The following is a 23191-nucleotide window of genomic DNA, read 5'->3' on the forward strand; positions in this document are numbered from 1 at the left end:
TGATCATTGCCTTGGTGGGCCGTTACCCCTCCAACTAGCTAATCAGACGCAATCCCCTCCTTCAGCGATAGCTTATACATAGAGGCCACCTTTCATTCACAAGCGATGCCGCCTGTGAATCGTACGCGGTATTAGCAACGGTTTCCCGTTGTTATCCCCCTCTGAAGGGCAGGTTGATTACGCGTTACTCACCCGTTCGCCACTAACTTCAAGAGAGCAAGCTCTCTGTCTGTCCGTTCGACTTGCATGTGTTAAGCACGCCGCCAGCGTTCGTCCTGAGCCAGGATCAAACTCTCCAAGATATCTTGAAGCTATTTGATAGCTCATTTATTTTCGTTGTTGCCAATTACTTGGCTAGAATTTTTTTGGTTGGTTTCAACTATGTGAAACCCGCACTCTGGCTTATGTTTACTTCTTTCGAAGTAATTACCTTTTATTGTTCAGTTTTCAAAGATCAACTTCGCCTTTACAACACTGTGTTGTGGCGACTAGATTATAATAACAGATTCACAATATCGTGTCAACAGTTATTTTTAATCTTTTTTAATTTTCTTAGTTACTAAGCCGTAAGAAAATTAAAAGTGCTTGTGTCTCAAGCACTAAAAGTATTATATGCTATTTACCAATAATTTGCAACCCTACTTTTTACTATTTTTCATATATGTTTTCTATAGAACTCACCCTATATAATCTAGCCCTACTTAAAACAACTAAATTAAGTATATCTAAGCTAAAGCATAATGTACACCTCCTGCTTCTAATTATAATCGGATTTATAACACCATGTGCCAGCAATACTTATGTTTCTTCTGAGTAACGTAGTTATACATAGAATAGTTTGTGGAGTTCCTTACTACTTAAATTCCCCAAACATCATAAGATCTCAGCATCTCCCACCCTAGAATGCAGTTATGTGTAGAACGCCTTGTGGCAGTGTTATTAACTTAATCATACAAATGTAAGAAGAGCACGGTAAGCCTCCAAATAACCACTCACAAACCTTTCCTAGAGGAACGCAGTTATGTGTAGTAGCTTTGTGGCGTTTTTACTATCTAAATTACACATATACAAGAAGAGCACGGTGTGCTCCGAACAAACATTATGTAATACCGTTTGTGAGGAGTATACCGTGCTCTTCAATTTATCTTATTAAGTTTAATTAGCCACAGGCTACATAGCATTACAAATGACGATACATTATGAAATACCGTTTCTGAGAAGGTGTATTGCGGTCTTTTCTTTCATTACATCGCAAAAACGCCATAAGGCAGAATAGCATTACAAGTGAAACCCTTGAGCTTTTGCAATTTCCACCAAGGCACTGCGCTTCTCATCCTTCATTTGTAATCGCCCCACTACTTGGTCTGTAAATTTAGGCAAAGGATAATTAGGACTACGAAGATCATAGTATTGATTCATTTCTTCATCATAATCTTCTAATAGCTCATGATAATTATCAAACGTACTATATTCATCATCAAATACATTTGCTTCTCTTGGCATGCGTGGTTTCAATGCTGGTTTTTGGTCCGCCATACCCAGTCCAAGTCCTACTACAGGGAATGTTAATTCAGGTAGGTTCAAAATTTCAATCATTTTTTCTGCATCGTTTAAGATACTTCCCAAATATACTGTACCATATCCTGCCAGCTCTGCTGCAGTCACCATATTTTGTGCCGCTAAACAGGCATCTGTCCACCCTTGGAAGAATCGATCTGCATCATTTGCTGTATCAAGATCCAGTCCTTTTTCTTTCATAATTTGTGCATTTCGATATGCATCCACCACAAATACAAACAATTCAGGCATACCTTTCACATACTCTTGTTTGCATACCGCTGCAATGGCTTCTTTAATTTCTGGCTTTACAATACGGATGATACTGAATGTTTGCATCCCCATGCTTGTGGCTGTCCGTTTCGCTACATCTAACAAAATACTTAAATGTTGCGGAGATACTCTCATCGGTTTATATTGTCGAATACTTTTATGATCTAACATAATATCAATAGGGTTCATAGTTTTACTCCTAACCTTCATCATACTTTCACATAGTTTATGTAGTATAATAACAAATACTAGATGTACTGTATATATACCATTGTAGGGTACTTATTTTTTCTTTGTCAACAGGTACATCATATAGAAAGGACGATTTTATGAAACATTCATTTTTTTTGAAAGCTTTCACTATCGGTGCATTTATGGCATCTGCTACCTTGGGAGCTATGGCAGCAGATATGGCACCAGGAGAAATTTCTGTCACAGGCCAAGCTATTCGACAAGTAGCACCCTCCTATGCATTACTCAATTTAGGAGTATCCAACAAAAACACCTCTGTACAGGCTGCCAAAGCACAAAATGATGCTGTTATGTCTAAACTCATCTCTTCTTTACAACATGTAGGAGTTTCTAAAAATAACATACAAACTTCTAACATTACCATCAATCCTAATTACGATTACATTGATGGGAACTCAAAATTAAATGGTTATAATGTAAACAACACTGTTGTTGTAAGGGTGTATGACACATCATCTATTGGAAAAGCCATCGACGCAGCTATTGCTAGTGGCGCTTCTGATATTAATTCCCTTACCTTCCAAACCGATGTATCCCAGGAGATAGAAGATCAATTATCTACATCTGCCATTAGTGATGCACGCCACCAAGCGGAAGTGATTGCAAAATCTCTTGGTCGCGAACTAGGTCCTGTTAAATCCGCAAGCTTAGGAACTACACGCACACAGACTATGGAGGTAAACCCTAGATATGCTATGCTTGCAGTAAAATCTATGGATTTATCTAGCTCTACACCTATAGAGAAGGGAGATATGTCCGCCAACAAAACAGCAAATGTAGTATTCTATCTGCAATAGAATCTATATCTCTTGATACAACTATCTGATTGCCAAAATATATGCATTCACATACACATCTAATGATGCATGTTATACATATTACTTACTATATAAATATCACCCCTACGAGAAACGTCATCCTGTGTATGGCGTTTCTTCATTTTTCTAAAAAAAGCCGTAGCGAAAACAATCCTCAGTCGCTACGGCTTTTTCTTATTTTTTCTTAGGCACAACTTTAAAGCTATCATGCATTTGCTTTTTCATATCATCTGATAATGGACACGGCCATTCATTGATATCATTATGCTTCTTTAATTTTTTTAAATCCTCAGGACTTAATTTTTGCTTTTCTGCATCGTCAAATGTAATCATGATTCCATCACCTCTACTCGGAATACTAGAAAAGGAAAGACCAATTTCTTTCTAATTGTATTATATGATGAAAAGCACCTTCTTGTGAAGATGCTTTTCATATGTATACACAATACTTATATCATCAAAAATCCACTAGGATCCATGTATCAGATTCACGCAAAGTGCCTCCATACTATCCTATTTATTTTAGTGATTATGCACGATCTTTAATTTCTTGTTGGATATTTGCCAAGAATTCTTCCCAAGGAATCGCACCTTGTTCGCCTACGCCACGTTTACGAACAGCTACTTTTCCTTCTTCCACTTCTTTGTCACCTACCACAAGCATGTAGGATACTTTTTCCATTTGTGCTTGACGGATTTTGTAACCAATTTTTTCACTACGATCATCTAGTTCCACACGCACATAGGCATCTTTAAATGCTTTACGTAATTTTTCAGCATATTCTACATGTTTTTCACTGATCGGAAGGATTTTCACTTGTACTGGTGCCATCCAAGTTGGGAATGCCCCTGCAAAGTGTTCAATCAAGATACCAATGAAACGTTCCATAGAACCAAAGCATGCACGGTGAATCATGATTGGACGATGTTTTTGACCATCTTCTGCGATATATTCCAAGTTAAAACGTTCTGGCAAGTTCATATCCAATTGGATAGTACCACATTGCCATGTACGGCCGATAGAATCGCGAATATGGAAATCTAGTTTAGGACCATAGAACGCGCCATCACCTTCGTTGATACGATATGGAATACCTTTTGCTTCGATAGCTTCACGCAATGCTTCTGTTGCTAATTCCCAGATTGCATCGTCGCCAATAGCGCCTTCTGGTTTTGTACTTAACTCTACATGATAGGACAAGCCAAATTGAGAGTAGATACGACCGAATAAGTCGATAACGCTCATTAACTCTTCTTTAATTTGAGATGGAGTCATGAATACATGGGCATCATCTTGTGTAAAGCTACGTACACGGAATAAACCATGTAAAGCACCACTCAATTCATGGCGATGTACTAAACCAAGTTCTGCCATACGAATCGGCAAATCACGATAGGAATGCATATCGTTTGCATACACCAAGATACCGCCTGGGCAGTTCATTGGTTTTATGGCATATTCTGCTCCGTCGATTTGTGTTGTGTACATATTTTCACGGTAATGGAACCAGTGACCAGATGTTTCCCACAAATGTTGGCTTAAGATGATTGGAGTACGAACCTCTTCATAATCATAGTCATGATGTACTTCACGCCAGAAATCTTCTAAGGCATTTCGTACTGCCATACCTTTTGGCAAGAAGAATGGGAATCCTGGTCCTTCTTCTTTGATAACGAACAAGCCAAGCTCTTTACCTAATTTACGATGATCACGACGAGCTGCTTCTTCTAATAAGTGTAAGTATTCTTCTAGTTCTTCTTTCTTTTCAAAGGCAGTACCATAGATACGTTGCAACATTTTATTTTTTTCATCGCCACGCCAGTATGCACCTGCAATACTTTGTAATTTAAAAGCTTTTACTTTACCAGTACTTGCCAAGTGTGGACCTGCGCAAAGGTCAGTAAACTCACCTTGTTTATACGCAGAAATCACTGCATCAGCAGGCAAATCATTGATTAACTCTACTTTATAATTTTCCTGTTTAGCTGCGAAGAAATCTAGTGCTTCTTGACGTTCCATCAATACTTTTTCGATAGGCAAGTTTTCTTTTACAATACGGCTCATTTCCGCTTCGATTTTCGGTAAATCTTCTGGCACTAATTTATGTTCCATATCGATGTCATAGTAGAAACCGTTCTCGATAGCTGGTCCAATGGCCAATTGCGCATCAGGCCACAAACGTTTTACTGCTTGCGCCATCACATGAGATGCTGTATGACGGAATGCATGTTTACCACCATCTTCTGCAAATGTTAAAAAGCTTACCTTAGAACCATCCACCAATACTTCACGAAGGTCTGTTAATTCTCCATTTACATCAGCGGCTAATACTTTTTTTGCTAAGCTGTTTGATAGTTGTTTTACTGCTTCACCCAATGTAGTTCCAGCTGCAAAAGCTTTAGAACTTCCATCAGGTAAAATGATATTTACTTCACTCATAGGTTACCTCCCTAGGTCTAATACTACTATGCCATTGGGGATGGCAATACTTTTTTACCAACAAAAAAAGACCTTCTCCCACACAAGGGACGAAGATCTTCGCGGTTCCACCCTAGTTAGTCCCTATTGATAGGACTCACTCTTACGGACGATAACGGGTCCACACGGATTTGATTACAAGCTAAGCCTTCACCAAACCAGTTTGAAGGTGGTAACGTCTAAGTCTACACTAGATACTCACAGCCAAGGTATCTTTCTCTGAAAGTATAGATGGTTAGGGTCATGTCCTTCGCATCACTGTTCTATATGTATAATACAAATATAGTAACTCCAAACTATATATCTGTCAAGCGATTTTTTTCGATGTAATTAATTCCCTATAAAAAAGTACTACTCTCTGCACCCTGTCCGAGAACTGGCCATTGAGTAGTACTATGTATATGCTCTTAAGACTTGAACAATAGAATCAACTTTTATCCCATGTCTCTTTAGCCGTTTCTAACAAACCTTTGAGCCGGGCTAATCCTTTTCTTCGCAATCGATGAATATAACTATGACTGCACTCCATTGTGTCTGCAATAGATGCTACACTGTGATCTTTGTAATACACTTCTTCCACTACATGTTGCTCCGCTAAAGGCAACTGTTTCATGGCAGAGGTTACCATATCCCCATACATGCGTTCCTCGCAAACAATTTCTGTAGAAGGTCCCTCCGCAGGCAGTTGTTCCCACCAAGTTTCTCCATCTTCTGATTCAGTTTGTAACACAATGCCTTCCTTACCTTCTTTGCGAAGATAGTCTAATATGCGTCCACGAATACGATGCACTGCATAGAGGGAAAAAGCTACTCCTTTTTGGGAGTCATAGCGCTCTACTGCCTCAATTAGGCCAATCGTGCCCTCTTGAATACAATCCATCATATCTATCTTAGAGGATTGATATACATTGGCTTCTTTCAATACTAATGGTTGGTAATGCTCTATGATCGTCATGCGAGCCTGCATATCTTCATGTTCTTCATAGGATTTCCAAAGCTGTTGTTCTTCTTCCCATGACAATAATTCAATTTTATCCACACTGGCAATATAATCATTAAGCATACCTTCACCTCCTTTAGAATCGATAGCGCCACTGCGCCCCTAAATAGCGTTTATTTTCATTATTAAACCATCCTGTAGCACTGACATTACGATTGATATCATACTGAAAACCATATGATACATGATCGTTTTTTAGCCCTCTAGTTAAGGTAATCATCAAATCTGGCACTACATATTTACCTATGGTCACATTAAAGTTATTTTTCTCTTGGAAATCACGAGAGTCTTTTCCATCCAAAGAGCCTGTAGTAATATTTACCAAATCTAAGCCCAATGTATCTTGCAATACATCTTCAATATACCCAAAAGCCAAGGACTGTAAACTAGAGGTAAGCAATGCATTCGCATCATCTGATGTAACACCGCTGGCATTACCTACATTACGTCCAAAAGTCAACAAAGAAATAATTTGACGTTCCGATAAATTAGGTTCCGAAGTCAGCTTTAATCTCATCTGTGTAGCAGGGCCTTCTGCTTGCAAGGATACACGATAGTTCTTTACATTCGCCATACTTCGTACATTCAGCTCAGGAATCACACTACCTGTGACAAACTTGGCTTGCCCTTCAGTAATTTTAAAACGATTTTTCAAATATTTTACATGCCCTTTATTCACAGATAGCTTACCACTTGCCTTTGGTTCTCCTAAGGTACCTTCAAATTTTACCTGCCCTTGTAAGTACATATCATAAAGCAATGGATTATATAATCTCACATTGTTTTTAGCATTGATAGTTACATCTAGCCCCAATGGAATCGATGTCTCTGAACTACTAAAGGATAAAGGTATAGATCCTACCACATCATGAAGGTTGATGACGCCTACTAAGGTTGGCAAATCATTTCTATTGATCATATACAATTCGCCTTCCAATGGGCCGGTATAGAATTCATGACCAATTTCTATACCTTTCATTTGTAATGCACCATCATAAGAAGTAATTCGAGAACCTGTCCATCCTATATTTCCAGATACGCCAGCATTACCTTTCCCCATGGTAGTACTTCCTGTAATATCAACATGATTACCACGGAATAATAGCTGCCCCTTTAACTGCGTCAATGGTTTCTTTAAGGATTTAAGCTGCATAGATCCATTCGCTAATTCGATCGTACCATTAGCTAATACATTCGCAGAGTTTCCTGTTACATGAACAATACCACGAATAGCCCCTTCTCCAGACTGTACCTCTTTAAACATCAACGGAAGTACTGACAAGTTCGCTTCATTCATATCCACATAAACATCAAATTGCTTACTCGCATCATCAGACACATATTCATTGGTTACCAATGCACTCAAAGGTAATTTACCACGCACTTTAATAGAAGAATCCGCTTTCTTGATCATCCCTTGTTGGATCGATACCACTTGGTCTTCCATATTACCTAAGATGCTTAACTGATCCAAGCTTATACCATTGATGACGGCTTGTTCTATTTCACTAGAAAACTCTACCTTTGGAGATTTCGTAGGACCCTGTACATTAATAATAAAGTTCCAGTTTCCTTGTCCATTGACATCTGATGTTACTATAGGCAAGATAGTTCCCACAGGCACTTTTGATGCTACTAACTGAATATCTGTAACCCCATCTAAATCAGCTTTACCTTTACCAGCAATAAGCCCTTCTTTAATAGGTAAATTAAACGTACGGATATCAATGGTACGTCCACCATAGCCCACATCCAGTGTAGCAGTTCCCACTACTTCATCACGAATAGTTGTATTTTCGAGAGATCCTTTTACATCTAACCTTGGGCTGTCACTAGTACCACCTAAATCAATGGTCGCCTGCAACTTGCCATTTACATCTGGTACATTTGCATTACTTAATGCTAATAACTGTTGCAATTCTCCATCTCGTACACGAACATAACCAAATAAGCGTTTCGATTCATCCAGTTGAACTCCACCTTTTACTTCATATTGACTAGTGCCGCTGCCCGTGAAAGTCAGTCCTTGTAGATGTACCACTTTCGGCGTAATGTACACAGCACCCGATATATCATGCAATGTAGTATCCTTCACCTGCATAACATCTGACTGTACCACGCCCTCAAAGATAGGTGCATCCACAGTTCCACCTAGATGTCCTTCTGCGCCTACATAGCCAACCATGTTGAGACCCGCATCCCGAATAAAGGGTTCAATCGGCACCGCATCACCTACAAAATTAATATCTAACTGTTTGTTTTGTATATCCCCATCTACCACAATAGAGGAACCATAGGTAGTAATGTCCAACCTTGGTAAATGTAAGTGCCCATCCTTATATGCATAATATCCTTCAATAGATTCAAACAGTTTTCCATATATAGAACCATCCCAGGCTTTCACATATCCATTTACTTTAGGACGCTGTAAGGTACCTTCTATATGTACATCTGTGTGAATCCATCCCGTCATAGGAATATCTGTAAAGTTTGGCAATATGTCTTCAATACGTACATCCTTCGCAGAGCCTTTGATATCCACATCTTGGTCTCCATCTAAATTGATAGTTCCTCGCACATCATAGATGCTTTTTTTATATTCTAAATCACCGTCAAGGATATGCAGTTTTTTATCCTCTATATTTGCTTTCACAAACATACGGTCAAACTGTGTTACCCCATAAGAAAGTGCATCTCCCGCAATAGTAACAGTCCCTGTAGGGTTCTCTAAGGATCCCTGCAAGTTTGCTTCCATGGATACAGTGCCTCCCAAAGGTTTAGGTGACCATCCATTAAATTGTTCTAGTCCGATATGAGTACCGTATAGGCTAAGTCCAAATGTTCCATTTCCTAAGCGACCACTACCGGTGAATGTCCCCCTACTCCAGTTACCATTCATATAAGGTACTACTAGTTGTGTACCATCCCAAGATACACTAGCATCCAAAGTATCCACTAAAATAGATTGATACCCAATTTGACGTCCCCTTACAGAGCCCACTACATTTGAAATAGCACCTCCCTGTCCTTCCACAGTCAAATCACCGCTGACAGATCCCTGCACAGAGGATTGTCCTCCAAGAGGTAGCCCATATAAAGACACATTTTGTAAGTTTAGCTGTGCCAAGAAATCTTTTGTATCTATATGATACGAGCCAGTACCTTTCACGGTTCCACCTTGCATATTCAGTTCCGCATCCCTCACATGGATGACTTGGTCACCATAGGAAAGGTGTCCTTTCCCACGGTTTACTGTCATCCCTTCATAGGTGATATCTCGTACCTCTACATCTGCACTGGCTTTTACATTAGACACGGGACCTGTTACCAGTGCATCTGCTGTAATATATCCTGTCATTGGCAGTTGAGAAGCAAGATTCCATTCTTTCAATCCTACCGACAATTGCAAGGTAGGGTCTTCATCAAAAATATGATGTATGGTGCCATTCACACGAAGATACTCGTCATTCACATTCGTTTCTATTCCGTCTAAGAATAGAACATCTCCATGGATTTGAAGGCTTCCTTTCCCAGATGTCAATCGATGATCTTGGATGGTCGTCCCTACGTTTTGGAAGGAAAGTCCTCCTTCACCATACCAGAAGCCACCACGTTGTGTTACTGTCAACGCAACATCTGTCAGATCACCCGTCATAGAGCTTACTGCACTTGGCAGAGAAATGCGACTTACTATAGGAGCTATATCTAAATGTGGGGTTTCCACATAAAATGATCGATCACCGCTGCCATCCAGCGCCCATTGTATCTTGGAGTGAATTTGATCCTTTCCAATATGAGCATCAACGACTCCCTCCAGCATATGACCACCATCACCCAAGACAGTACCATTCACATCTGATAGCAATAAAGGCGTTGCCTGTGGCAAAAATAGTGAAATCGTTCCATTTTCTACACGTAGCAATCCACTAAATTGACTAGGTTCTTCTGAGTCCCGTTCTTTTACCAACTGCAGTATATTCCATTGTCCAGTTTCATCTTGTACTACATTCACATGAGGTGAGGAGACAGTAATCGTTCCCACCAAAGCATCTGGTGATATCTGTCCAAAAGGATATTGCAATACCTTTAACCATTGTATAGACACGGTCAAAGCGTCCGCAGTAAGTACAGATTGCCCCTTAGCATCTTCTACACTGAGATCTTTCATTTGAACAGAACCATCCCAACCAATGTGAAATGATGAATAGGAAACAGTTCCATTCAGTGCTGTATGTAATTGTTCTTGCACATAAGGTCCTACATAAGTTTCACTCAATGGTTGTAAGCCGAATCCAACGCCTGCTACACATCCACTTAGTACAATACCTAGTAGCCAGTGTTTCCCCTTCATAATTTACCTCATATTAGTAAGATGACTATCCCTGATTTACGATATTTACCCCAGTACCCACAGCAGAGTCAACCGGAATACCCATCGCTTTTTCTAAAGTAGCAATACTTAAATTGTAGTTATATAGTGCATCTACATAATTATTACGTGCCGTTGCTAAGGAAGTTTCTGCGTCTAATACATCCACATTTGTACCCACTCCAGAACGATATCGTAGTGTCTTAATACGGAAATCTTCCTGTCCTGCTTCTACTGCTGCATGAGTGCTTTGAATTTTTTGCTCTGCCGCTTTTAAATTTAAGTATCCTTCTTGGATTTGCAGTTGTACAGTTTCAATAGTTTGAGCATAGGCTTCTTTCGCTTTTTCTAACTTTGCTTTAGCAGCACTTACATTAGCTTTTGATTGGCCCCCATCCCATACATTCCAAGATAAGGTAGCGCCTACGGACCAGTCTTTGCTATCGTTACCAGCCCAATGTGCACCATTCATGCGTCGGCTAGCATTGGCTTTCACCACTGGAATATCAGAAGCATCTGCAAGGCCTACATTTTCTTCGGCTGCTTTCACTGCCATTGCCGCTTGTACAATGGCACCACGATGTGCTACTCCATAAGATTTTGCAGATTCCAATGAAATACCATATGGTGCATAGCTTAATTCTTTGTCTGCTGTTACGATTGGTGTAGATACAGGCAATCCTACATGATTATTGAACTTTGCCTCTGCTAAATTAGCAGCGTTTTTCGCTTCTACTAAAGCAGTTTTTGCATTCGCTAATCGTGTATTCGTAGCCAGTACATCAGATTTAGATACAATACCTACTTGATATTGTAAGTTAGCATTTTTTAAATGTTCTTCGTAATCACGGACTGTTTGTTCTGCTACATTTACCTTATTACGAGACATGATAAGGGACAAATAATTAGTTGCTGCCGTTAATTTAGCTGTTTGTGCGGCTTCCGTTAATGCTGCGCCACTGCCATCACGACTATATTTAGCTGCTTCAATTTGTGCATCCAAAGCACGATTAAATACAGATACTCCCACACCTAATTGATGCGAAAAGGCATTTCCAGTTTTACTAACACCGTTCACTTCATTTCCTGTATGGTTAGCGCTATAATTATACGTCACTACTGGATTCCTACCGCTAGTCGCAACTCCTACTTGTGCTATTGCCGCTTCATAATCCCATTGAGATTGATGTAAGGTTCTATTATTTTGCAATGCTAATGCAATGGATTGTGGCAATGTAATAGACACAGATTGACTGTTTGTCTGTGCTTGGTTTTTATATGCCTTTGTCATCATTGCTGCTTGCGCAGTTGCTTTTTCTTGAAAATGTACTAATTTTACTGTATCTGTTTGCGGTGCCGCTGCTCCTACTGTACATGCATAGGCTGCTAACATCGCTGCTACTGTCATTATTTTTGTATTCATTGGGTCCTCCTAAAATGTCTTTCTTAGCCCAAAATAATTCACACGGTTATGGTCATGTCCATACCAAGTCCATTGACCGACCGCATAGGTATCTTTCCATAATTGAATATCGGAACGAATCCGATAAGAACTATGTCTCAAGTCAAACAAAGCTGCTGATAAAGAAAAGGGTGTACCAAAATCAATATCAGCTCCGACGCCTAATTTTCCATCAAACAAACCTCCTCGTAACTGTACTTTATCTAGGACTTGCTTTCCATACGTCACATCTAAATTCGATCCATTTCCTACATTAGATAGTCCTAAGGTATATACTGAATCTTTCGTCATAAGGCGCACATCGGCATCAGTACGAACTTTTTTATCTTCTGGATTATACAGTACCTCTGCTCCTATTTGCGTCTTAAAATCCGACTTTTTTCCATCCGAACCTGCTTTCACATCTCCTCCTGTGAGACGATTTAGCTTCGTAGATAACTGTGCCGTATTATGTAAGGTTTCCTTAATATCTGCCGCACTTTTAGGGTCTGTTACAACGCCTTCCATAGCGCCTGCCATTTTTGAAATACTATCTGTAGTAGTTTTCAAATTATTCACAATTTGACGCATTTCTGTTCCTGCTTGACCATCTGCATTAAATTGTTTCATATTCGTATCCATTTGATTTGTCAAGGATTCCATATTTCGTGTAATGCCTACCATATTCGCTGTTAAAGCTGAAATATTGTCACTATTATTCGCTAACATAGCATTCATTTGAGCCGTCAAATTTGCTGTATTTTGAGCAATTAACTCTGTCGATTGTAAGGCATTGCGTAAAGCGCTTTGTGTTTTTTCATCACCAATGATGCCATTCATGGATTGCAATGTAGTGGTGGCCGCTTCCATCAATTTCGTAGCTTGCGCCATGGTTTTATCGATTTCACTTTTTCCATCCCCTGTAATGAAAGCACCATCATCTAAATACAAAGTACTACGGCCTGGCGTAATTTGGATGAATTTATCCCCTAAAATACCATCACTTTCCATGGTAAAAGCAGAGTCTGTCGGAATTTTTACATCCTTGTCGATGTCCATAGCCACCGTAATCCCTTTGTCAGTGACTTGCATAGATTTGACTTTCCCTACTTTCACCCCTGAAAAGCGCACAGTATTGCCTTCTTTCAACCCCGTTACAGATTGAAAATTCCCAGCAATATGCATAGTAGGAGCTGCAAATATATCAAATCGTCCTAAAAATACAATACACACAGCAAATAGGACTACCCCCACTACGGTAAATAGACCTACCTTCGCCTCTGTTGTCCACTTCATGGTATATCTCCTTCTTCTTGTATCTCTGTTTTCACAGATTTACGACCCTCTATAAATTGTTGTACCTTCGGATTCTTAGAATGTCTAAACTCTTCTGTTGGTGATACTTCAATAAACTTTCCTTTATCTAGTAAGGCAATGCGGTCTGCCACAAAAAAGGCTGAGTTCATATCGTGAGTGACCACGATAGAACTACATTGCAAATGAGATTGCATGCTCCGTATTAAACGACTAATGGTGCCCGATGTAATCGGATCCAATCCTGATGTCGGTTCATCATATAGAATGATTTTAGGATCTAAAGCAATAGCACGAGCCAAGCTAATCCGTTTTTTCATCCCCCCTGATAGTTCACTAGGCATGTACTGTTCAGTCTTTGGCAATCCTACCATACGTAGCTTTCTAGCTACAGTACGTTGAATCTCCTCTTCGCTCATCGTCGTATGTTGGCGTAGTCCAAAGGCTACATTCTCTCCTACACTCATAGAATCAAATAACGCAGAGTATTGAAAGACCATCCCCATAGTTTGTCGCAACCGATCGAATTCATTCTCATCGATTTTCGTAATATCTACATCATCTACTAAAATAGTACCACTGGTAGGCCGTAAAAGACCGATAATCAATTTAAGCAAAGTACTTTTGCCCGCTCCAGAGCCTCCTAAAATAGCTAGAGTTTCTCCATCATGGATAGTTAAATCTACATGGTCTAAAATAATTCTATTCTCATAGGCTAGGACCACGTTTTGTAATTCAATCATAGGTCCTCCTAGAATAATAAGACTGATAAAAAGTAATTTAATATAAAGACTAAAATGATACTGGTTACTACAGAGCTAGTAGTAGCATAGCCAACAGCAGTTGCCCCCATATCTGTGTACATGCCTTTATAAGATCCAACTAGGGCAATAACCGCTCCGAACACACAAGATTTAATGAGTCCGTACGTCAAATCAGATAGGATCGCAAAAATTTGAATGGAGTCTAAATAGGTAGAACCGGCTAGTCCTTTCACTATGGTAGCTACCAAGTATCCCCCACCTGTACCGATAAGAACACCATAAAATGTCAAGATTGGCACCATAATCATACATGCTACAACACGAGGTACTACAAGATACCCAATGGGGTTAACCGCCATGACCTTTAAGGCATCGATTTGCTCTGTTACTTTCATAGTTCCTAACTCTGCCGTAATAGCTGCACCCACACGACCTGCTAATACAACGCCAACTAAAACTGGGCCTAATTCGCGCCCCATAGCAATGGCCATAATACCACCCACAGTTCCCTGTGCACCATAGTGTATCAATACATCTGCCATTTGCAATGTCATCACAGCGCCTGCAAAAAACATAGTTAATGATAAAATCGGCAAGGAATACACCCCTAAGTGTGCCATTTGTTCGATTGTGAGTTTCCAATTTATTTTTGGTAATTGTCCTATGGTTCTCCATAGTAACAACATGGCCTCACCTATCTGGGATAGGAAAAAGATCATTTGCTTACCAATCCATGTTAACCAAATCATAGTTCCTCCTGAGTATTTGTATCAATCTTCAGTATATCACAAAACTCTTTGAATGTGCAGTAGTACCATCGGAGTTTTCAAAATAAAAGCAGGAAATGATGCTATATCACTTCCTGCTCTCTTCGGATAAGACTATTTATTTTTCTTTTGGTCTGACTCTTCTGCTTTTACTTTCTCTTTTAAATTTGAAAGTTTTTCTTTGATCCGCTGTTTACGCAAATGGTCTCGATCTTTTTTATCTACCACTTGTACCGTAAACTGTCCATCACCTAAGACAACATAATCTACTACCACTCGTGATGCTTCATTGTTTTCTTTTTCGTCATCATCAGAGGCTTTCAAACCTTTTTTATGTTTGCCTCCATTTGGCAACTCATCATCGTCCACATCTTCCTCGTCTGCTTCTAGGCGTTGCTTTTTCGCCTTGTCCCCAGACTCTTCCACCATACTGATATCATCGGCTAAAAACTCTGCTACAATTTGGTTATTCTGATCATCTTCACTGAGATCTTTGAAATATTCATCAAAGTTTTTATGCACTTTCAATCGCTCTACAATTTCATCTGTCAAATTATATTTTTGTTTTTCAAACAAGTATGGCAATGGAATCACGCCACCACCACGCACTTCAAGTGTATAGGTTCCTAGCTTTTGATCTTCTGGCACTTTAAAGATAATTTCTCGTTGAATCTTTCCTTCGCGGTAGGCTTGTAAATTGGCAGTAATCACAATGTTGTCCCCAGGAGATACAATGACTTGGTCTGCACTAGCATCGATGATCGTAGCTGTACGTTTTGCTTCTTCCACTTGTACATCTACTTGAATATCACGGATTTCATAGTCTTTGAAAGCATTATTCATTAAACTTTCTACAATATCGAATAATTCATCGATAGATTTTTCAGATACTGAGCTACTGGAGTACACCATATTCCGTCGTTCTAAGGTAGGTAATTTAGGATCTACAGGTGTAATCTTAATATTGATCTTAGCTGTACCACCACCTACACGGTCTAGCGTTTTGTTCAGCAGGCTATATACGGAGGTCGCCACCAAGGTCGGCGTTAGTTTAGAAGATTCCACAACCGTGACCGCCGCATTTCGCTCTACCCCACGATCTAAATCACGAAGTTGCATACGCACAGGAACACCTTTTCCAAATACCCCAACGGTACCAGCAATACCTGCCCCGCGATCTTCTGTGATAACACCTACTTCTCGCCCTAAGGACCCCAATTTAAAACCAGAATCTATACTTTTTACTACTGTAAAAATACTGGAGTTATTCATGAAATAACCTGTAGAGCCACGTTTATCAAATGGGTGTCCAAAGGCAACTACTTTATCCTTATCTACATAGGTAACAGTCCCCACGGCGCCCATCTTCAAATCACCTTTTACCAGTAACGCCGCAATAGAGCCACCAGGCACCATTGGTTTCACAATATCATCCGTGCTGTCACTAGCCGTAGCATATCCTTTATAACCAAAGTCCTTAAATTTTGTTCCCAAATATGCTAAGGATGTTTCATCATAACCATCTGCCATCAATGGTGTGCCCAACGGAATCAATTGTGTATCTTTCCATGGATTCGGTAAATCTTTTTGGTATTTCTCATCCCACAGTTTCACCATTTGATCGATAGGTGTTACCATGCCCAAAGTACCGTCTGTAAATCCCCAGCCATAGGCAACAGCACCTACCAATTTTCCATCAATGTATACGGGGCTACCACTCATACCATGAACAATCCCCCCCGATGCATCAATGATGGGACCTGATACTTTCACTAAAATCAAATCCCCCGATGGGCCACGTTGTTTCATAACGCCTAGGACTTCCACTTTGAAAGAATCAATTTTATCCCCTTGTACTACTGTATCCGCATGACCTACCATGCCACGGTGTAAATCCTCTACTTTCATAAATTCTATTGCATGAGCACTTGTAAAAGTAGCCCCACACAATAAGAGCGCCAGCACACCCTTAGTGTACCGACGCCAAAAACGATGTAATTGCATCTATATCGCCTCTTCTTATTGATTATTAATAATTAGTTATTGATCACTGTTATAATTTGACCTCGTTCCACTGTAGCACCTGGCTCCACAGAGACTGTTTGTACCACACCGTTCACAGTGGCACGGGATGCTACCATAGGTCCCCCTAATGTTTGTACTGTTAGCAATGGGTCCCCTTCTTTGACAGAAGTTCCTACACTAACCACAGATACGACTTCACCAGATAACACAGTTTCATGATTTACTGGTGCAGCCTCTGCCGTAGATGTCACTAAAAATGCTGCTAACAATGCCCCCAAACTATATAGAAAAACTTTTTTCATATATATACACCTCCTACAATTTTCTTCCATGTACAGTATATCATATTTTCAAGAGTCAGAACAATCAATTCCTAGTAAAATAGTCTATCTTTTCATACACTATCTTACTTCCCTTATCATAAACTTTGTATATGAAAAAATCATGAAGTCAAGTACCACTTATCGTAGTTCTTCCAAGGTATCGCGCAATTGATTCAACTCTGATAGCGCTTTTCCTGTGCCCAAGATAACAGAATACCTAGGATGTTCCACTACATAAGCAGGACGACCCGTTTTTTCTGTAATCATTCGGTCTAAACCACGAAGCTGAGAGCCTCCACCAGTCAAAATAATACCATGGTGATTAATTTGCGCCAATAATTCTGGAGGTGTTTTTTCTAAAATGCTAATGATTCCTTCAATGATATGTTGCACTGGTCTTTCTAGAGCAAACTTCATATCTTTTGAAGTAATTTCCACCGCCCGTGGCAAGCCTGTCACACTGTGTCGACCTCGCACGATAGCTCGTTCCTCATCCGACCTAGGATCTACAGTTCCCACTTCGATTTTTAAATCTTCCGCAGTGAGTGGCCCTATCAGTAATTTTTTCTTCCGCTTCATATATTGTAGTAATGCTTCATCAAAGGTATCACTACCGATGCGCAAACTCTCACTGACTACCACACCAGAATCACAAATCACAGCAATATCCGTAGTCCCACCACCGATATCAACCACCATAGCACCTACTTGCTCCGCTTTATCCAAACCTGTCCCAATAGCTGCTGCTAACGGTTCTTCCATGAGAACTATTTTACGAGCCCCAGCTTGTAATAATACTTCTAAGACAGCCCGTTTTTCTACTGGCGTAATACTAGATGGCACACAGGCTATGATGCGAGAACGAATGATTCCCGATACAGGTACTACACGGCGGATAAAATGACGCAACATATAAGCCGTTGTATCATAATCGGCAATGACACCACCTTTCAAAGGCTGAATCACTTCGATGCCCTCTGGGGTTCTACCTAAAATCGCTCGTGCTTCATGACCTACGGCAATCACTTCTCTAGTCTTTGTATCGCAAGCCACAAATCCTGGCTCATCTAAGACAATACCTCGACCTTTGACATACATGACTACATTGGTAGTTCCCAAATCGATGCCAATATCTGTAGTCCATAAAAGGCTCATTTTTTCAAGGAATGATACAGGACGACTTTCTCGTTTAAAAGATGTTTGTTTTGTAGTCGTTCCTATTGGTTTTCTACGTACACGACGTTGTTTGCGTCTATCCTCTTTTGTTTGAGGTTCTTTTTGCTTACTCGTCCACCCGAACAATGTTAGCACCTATTCCTTTTAATTTTGTAACTAAATTATCATAGCCACGATCAATATGAGTCAATTGCCCCACTTTGGTCACCCCAGAAGCAGCTAAGCCTGCGCACACAAGAGCCGCACCACAACGTAAATCAGTCGCTTCTACTTCAGCACCTACCAATTGTTCAACACCGGTTACGATAGCTTTACGATCATCTACCTCAATGGAAGCACCCATTTTTTTCAACTCATCCACATGCATAAAACGATTTTCAAAGACTGTTTCCATCACAGTACTTGTACCTTTGGCAATCGTCGTCATAGCCATAAATTGAGCCTGCATATCTGTAGGGAATCCAGGGTATGGCAAGGTTTTAATAGATGTTGCTTTCAACTGTCCATTACTGATAACACGAATACCATCAATATCTTCTTCTACCGTAACACCAGCTTCTTTTAACTTAGCTACCACTGGCTTTAAATGCTCCGAAAGGGCATTTTCTACATATACATCGCCACCAGCCATAGCTGCAGCAATTAAATAAGTACCCGCTTCAATGCGGTCTGGAATCACTGTATGCACAGCACCTTTTAATTCTTTGACGCCTTCAATACGAATCACATCTGTACCAGCACCGCGAATATTAGCACCCATACTATTTAAGAAGGTAGCTAAATCAACAATTTCTGGTTCTTCTGCAGCATTTTCAATGATTGTTTTCCCTTCTGCAAAAGTCGCTGCCATAATTACATTTTCAGTGGCCCCTACACTTGGGAAATCTAAATAAATTAAATTACCTTTTAATCCTTCTGGAGCCTTTGCTTCTACAAAACCTTCTCCCATAGTGATAGTCGCACCTAGTGCTTCAAAGGCTTTTAAATGCAAATCAATAGGACGACTGCCAATAGCACAACCACCTGGTAAGGCAATACGAGCTTCCCCTTTGCGCGCCAATAAAGGTCCCATCACCAAAAAGGATGCACGCATACGACGCACTAAATCATAAGGCGCCTCTGTAGCAGAAATAGTAGACGCATCAAAAGTAATATTTTCTCCATCTTTTGTTACTTTCACACCAAGGGATGCAATCACATCACAAATAGTATGAACATCTTCCAAATCTGGAATTTCAAGCAGGGTGCTTGGAGTAGACGCTAATAAAGTCGCCGCAATAATTGGTAGTACCGCATTTTTTGCACTACTTACACGAATACGACCTTGTAGAGGCGTACCTCCTTGAATAATAAGCTTTTCCAACTGAATTCCTCCTAATCTTATCTATTGTTATCGTTCAATGGTGATACCTCATCACCTTTCAAACATGTTTTGACTGACAAACATTCATACTCTAGTATACTAAATCTTTCCTTTATGCGCAAGAAAAAGACCGTCTTATGACGGCCTTTCCTAGAATAGATGTATACTATTTATTTCACTTTCATAGAAAGCTTCTTATCCAATCGATGGATAGTATCTACAAAACGAACAGTTCCTGTTTTATAGCGCATCACTACGGAGTGAGTACGAGCACCACCTGGGAAGTATTTAAGAGAAGATAATACATTTCCTTCTGTGATGGCTGTAGCGGAGAAGATAACATCATCACCACTTACTAAGTCATCAATGGTCAATACTTTGTTCAAATCAGTGATTCCCATTTCATGACAACGACGAATTTCTTCATCTGTAGCTGGTTTTAAACGAGCTTGCATGTCCCCACCTGTACATTTTAAAGCAGCTGCTGCTAATACCCCTTCTGGAGCTCCACCAGTACCCACAACCATATGAATGCCAGAACCTTCTAACCCACATTCCATAGCTGGGTTCACATCACCGTCCGTGATCAAACGAATCCGAGCCCCTGCAGCACGACATTCATCCATCAAACCTTGATGACGTTCACGATCCAACATAACGACTGTTAAATCATCAATAGCACGTTCCATTTTTGCGGCAACACGGCGCAAATTTTCAGTCATGGATTCATTCAAGTCGATCACACCTTTGGCGCGTGGTCCTACACACAATTTTTCCATATACATATCTGGAGCATGCAATAAACCGCCTTTTGGTGCAATGGCCAATACAGCAATGGCACCATTTTGACCTTTTGCAATTAGATTCGTGCCTTCAATAGGGTCTACGGCGATATCTACTTCTTCTCCGCCTGCCCCAACACGTTCACCAATGTACAACATTGGCGCTTCATCAATTTCACCTTCTCCAATCACAACAGTACCAGAAATTGGTACTGTATCGAAGGTTTGGCGCATACCATCAACAGCTAATTGATCCGCTGCATCTTTGGCTCCACGACCACATAAACGACCACTTTTTAATGCCGCTGCTTCTGTAACACGAACAAACTCTAAGGCTAATGTGCGATCCATTTTGATCCTCCCACTTATGTCTACTATTTATTGGCTGCTTCCCAATCCGCTAGAAAACGTGCTAATCCTGCATCTGTTAATGGATGTTTCAAGGATTGTTGTAACACATTAAACGGCACTGTAGCAATATGTGCACCTGCTTTGGCACATTGTGTCATATGCATTGGCGTACGAACGCTAGCTGCAATGATTTCTGTTGAAATATTATGAATCATAAAAATTTCAGCAATGTCTTCGATTAATTGGATTCCGTCCATAGAAATATCATCTACTCGACCAACGAAAGGACTTACATACGTAGCACCTGCACGGGCTGCCAATAATGCTTGGTTGGCAGAGAAAATTAAAGTTACATTCGTTTTAATCCCCTCTTTAGAAAGCACAGCTACTGCTTTTAAGCCCTCTGCTGTCATTGGCACTTTAATCACTACATTATCACCCAACTTAATTAATTCATGGGCTTCTTTCACCATTTCTGGTGCTGTTGTAGCAATGACCTCTGCACTCACTGGTCCCTCTACAAGATCAGCAATTTGTTGAATCACTTCGTGTAAGTCACGTTTTTCTTTCACGATTAAAGACGGGTTTGTTGTTACCCCTGCAATAAAGCCCATTTCATAGGCTGCTTTAATATCATCAAAATTAGCTGTATCAATGAAGAATTTCATAGCGGACTCCTTTCTAAGCCTCTGGATGAATATGAGTTAAACCACCCATATATGGTTGAAGCGCTGTTGGAATGCGTACAGAGCCATCTGCTTCTTGATTATTTTCCAAAATCGCAGCCACTGTACGACCTACAGCTAAACCAGATCCATTTAATGTATGTACAAATTCTGGTTTACCTTTTTGTTCACGACGGAATTTAATATTACCACGACGTGCTTGAAAATCCGTCATGTTTGAGCAAGAAGAAATTTCACGATATACCCCTTGGCTTGGCATCCAAACTTCGATATCGTACGTTTTAGCAGAACCAAATCCCATATCACCTGTGCACAATGTAATAACACGATGTGGTAATTCTAACACTTGCAAAATACTTTCTGCTTGCGCTGTTAACGTTTCTAATTCTGCAAAAGATTCTTCTGGTTTTGCAAATTTCACTAATTCTACTTTATTAAATTGATGCTGGCGGATTAAGCCACGTGTATCACGGCCAGCAGACCCTGCTTCGGCACGGAAACAAGCTGTAAATGCTGTATAATATTTAGGCAATTCATCAGCTGACAAAATTTCATTGGCATGATAGTTTGTCAATGTAACTTCTGCGGTCGGAATGAGGAAGTAATTTTCCCCTTCCACTTTATACATATCTTCAGCAAATTTTGGCAACTGACCTGTATTCGTCAAAGTTTCACGAGTGACAATGTAAGGCGTCATCATCTCTGTGAAGCCAGCACTACCATGCATATCTAACATAAAGTTAATCAATGCACGTTCTAATCGTGCACCAATCCCTTTGTAAATAGTGAAACGAGCACCACTTTCTTTAGCAGCTCTTTCAAAATCTAAAATTCCTAAGGATTCTCCTAGGTCCCAATGCGCTTTTACGTCAAAGTCAAAAGAGCGAGGCGTACCCCAACGGCGTTGTTCGATATTTTCGTTTTCATCAGCCCCTACTGGTACAGAAGCATCACACATATTAGGTAACATCAAAGCCACTTGTTGTAATTCTGTTTCCACGTCACGCAATTTAGTATCCAATGCACCGATTTCATCACCTACACTTTGCATTTCTGCAATTTTATCATCTGCATTTTCTTTATTGCGTTTTAATTGGCTGATTTCTGCCGTTACTGCATTACGCACTGCTTTCAATTGTTCTACTTCTTGGATGATAGCGCGTCTTTCATCGTAGAACTTCACAAAGCTAGCTAGGTCGCCTGTTGTATGACGACGATCTAAGTTTTCTTGTACCGTTTCAATATTCTCACGGACAAATTTTAAATCCAACATAATCATGACCTCATAGAATTCATTTAAGTACTTAATTAATCTACCTTTAATATTAGCACATTTGCTATTACTTTTCTACCTTAATAGGCATTTACTTGGGCAATTTCCTCTTGCCCTCTCCCTATCTCTCATAGGATAACAAAACAGCGACCAAACTCATTTCTGTTTAGTCGCTGTC

Annotated in this window: 17 protein-coding genes and 1 rRNA gene; 1 reads left to right on the forward strand and 17 read right to left on the reverse strand. The window is 40.1% G+C overall.

The features are described from left to right. Positions 1-302 (reverse strand): 16S ribosomal RNA (locus tag EO113_RS03205); the annotation flags it as partial. 976 nt (positions 303-1278) lie between these two features. Continuing rightward, on the reverse strand, positions 1279-2019 hold the full coding sequence (locus tag EO113_RS03210; protein WP_009353812.1) for an NADPH-dependent oxidoreductase: 741 nt from the start codon (positions 2017-2019) through the stop codon (positions 1279-1281). 140 nt (positions 2020-2159) lie between these two features. Between EO113_RS03210 and EO113_RS03215 the strand changes: the two genes are divergently transcribed. Further along, the gene (locus tag EO113_RS03215; RefSeq protein ID WP_009353799.1) at positions 2160-2879 is read left to right on the forward strand and encodes an SIMPL domain-containing protein; all 720 of its coding nucleotides are present in this window, start codon (positions 2160-2162) and stop codon (positions 2877-2879) included. Between the two features lie 195 nt (positions 2880-3074). Here the strand turns inward: EO113_RS03215 and EO113_RS08115 are convergent, their stop codons facing one another. The 15 genes from EO113_RS08115 to serS form a co-directional block, all read right to left on the reverse strand. Then, the gene (locus EO113_RS08115; RefSeq protein WP_009353813.1) at positions 3075-3233 is read right to left on the reverse strand and encodes a hypothetical protein; all 159 of its coding nucleotides are present in this window, start codon (positions 3231-3233) and stop codon (positions 3075-3077) included. A gap of 196 nt (positions 3234-3429) precedes the next feature. Further along, positions 3430-5340 carry a threonine--tRNA ligase gene (gene thrS, locus EO113_RS03220; protein ID WP_127010153.1) on the reverse strand — a complete coding sequence of 637 codons (1911 nt, stop codon included), beginning with the start codon at positions 5338-5340 and terminating at the stop codon, positions 3430-3432. Positions 5341-5806: 466 nt separating this feature from the next. Further along, a complete protein-coding gene (locus EO113_RS03225) occupies positions 5807-6442 on the reverse strand; it encodes a sigma-70 family RNA polymerase sigma factor (RefSeq protein WP_009353815.1) in 636 nt (211 codons plus the stop codon). 13 nt (positions 6443-6455) lie between these two features. Beyond that, positions 6456-10730: a translocation/assembly module TamB domain-containing protein gene (locus tag EO113_RS03230; protein ID WP_127135549.1), complete on the reverse strand. Its 4275-nt coding sequence runs from the start codon at positions 10728-10730 to the stop codon at positions 6456-6458. 25 nt (positions 10731-10755) lie between these two features. After that, complete coding sequence (locus tag EO113_RS03235; RefSeq protein ID WP_127135550.1) at positions 10756-12171, reverse strand: TolC family protein; 1416 nt, start codon at positions 12169-12171, stop codon at positions 10756-10758. A 9-nt stretch (positions 12172-12180) separates the two neighbouring features. After that, complete coding sequence (locus EO113_RS03240; protein ID WP_127135551.1) at positions 12181-13485, reverse strand: MlaD family protein; 1305 nt, start codon at positions 13483-13485, stop codon at positions 12181-12183. After that, positions 13482-14246 carry an ABC transporter ATP-binding protein gene (locus tag EO113_RS03245; protein ID WP_009353808.1) on the reverse strand — a complete coding sequence of 255 codons (765 nt, stop codon included), beginning with the start codon at positions 14244-14246 and terminating at the stop codon, positions 13482-13484. The genes EO113_RS03240 and EO113_RS03245 overlap by 4 nt, the downstream gene beginning before the upstream one ends. Before the next feature lie 8 nt (positions 14247-14254). After that, the gene (locus EO113_RS03250) at positions 14255-15016 is read right to left on the reverse strand and encodes an ABC transporter permease (protein ID WP_009353821.1); all 762 of its coding nucleotides are present in this window, start codon (positions 15014-15016) and stop codon (positions 14255-14257) included. A 132-nt stretch (positions 15017-15148) separates the two neighbouring features. Further along, complete coding sequence (locus tag EO113_RS03255) at positions 15149-17038, reverse strand: SpoIVB peptidase S55 domain-containing protein (protein ID WP_009353807.1); 1890 nt, start codon at positions 17036-17038, stop codon at positions 15149-15151. A gap of 32 nt (positions 17039-17070) precedes the next feature. Then, a complete protein-coding gene (locus tag EO113_RS03260) occupies positions 17071-17361 on the reverse strand; it encodes a biotin/lipoyl-containing protein (RefSeq protein ID WP_009353801.1) in 291 nt (96 codons plus the stop codon). A 159-nt stretch (positions 17362-17520) separates the two neighbouring features. Continuing rightward, on the reverse strand, positions 17521-18693 hold the full coding sequence (locus EO113_RS03265; protein ID WP_127135552.1) for a rod shape-determining protein: 1173 nt from the start codon (positions 18691-18693) through the stop codon (positions 17521-17523). Further along, complete coding sequence (gene murA, locus EO113_RS03270; RefSeq protein WP_009353806.1) at positions 18665-19921, reverse strand: UDP-N-acetylglucosamine 1-carboxyvinyltransferase; 1257 nt, start codon at positions 19919-19921, stop codon at positions 18665-18667. Before murA ends, EO113_RS03265 begins: the two co-directional genes overlap by 29 nt. Positions 19922-20091: 170 nt before the next feature. Then, a complete protein-coding gene (gene glpX, locus EO113_RS03275; protein WP_009353805.1) occupies positions 20092-21054 on the reverse strand; it encodes a class II fructose-bisphosphatase in 963 nt (320 codons plus the stop codon). A gap of 23 nt (positions 21055-21077) precedes the next feature. After that, a complete protein-coding gene (gene fsa, locus EO113_RS03280) occupies positions 21078-21722 on the reverse strand; it encodes a fructose-6-phosphate aldolase (protein WP_009353803.1) in 645 nt (214 codons plus the stop codon). Between the two features lie 13 nt (positions 21723-21735). Continuing rightward, positions 21736-23013 (reverse strand): serine--tRNA ligase, encoded by a 1278-nt coding sequence (serS, locus tag EO113_RS03285; protein ID WP_127135553.1) that lies wholly within the window; start codon positions 23011-23013, stop codon positions 21736-21738. Positions 23014-23191 lie beyond the last annotated feature (178 nt).

Source organism: Veillonella sp. 3913, assembly GCF_003992235.1.
In the GTDB taxonomy this organism is placed as follows: domain Bacteria; phylum Bacillota; class Negativicutes; order Veillonellales; family Veillonellaceae; genus F0422.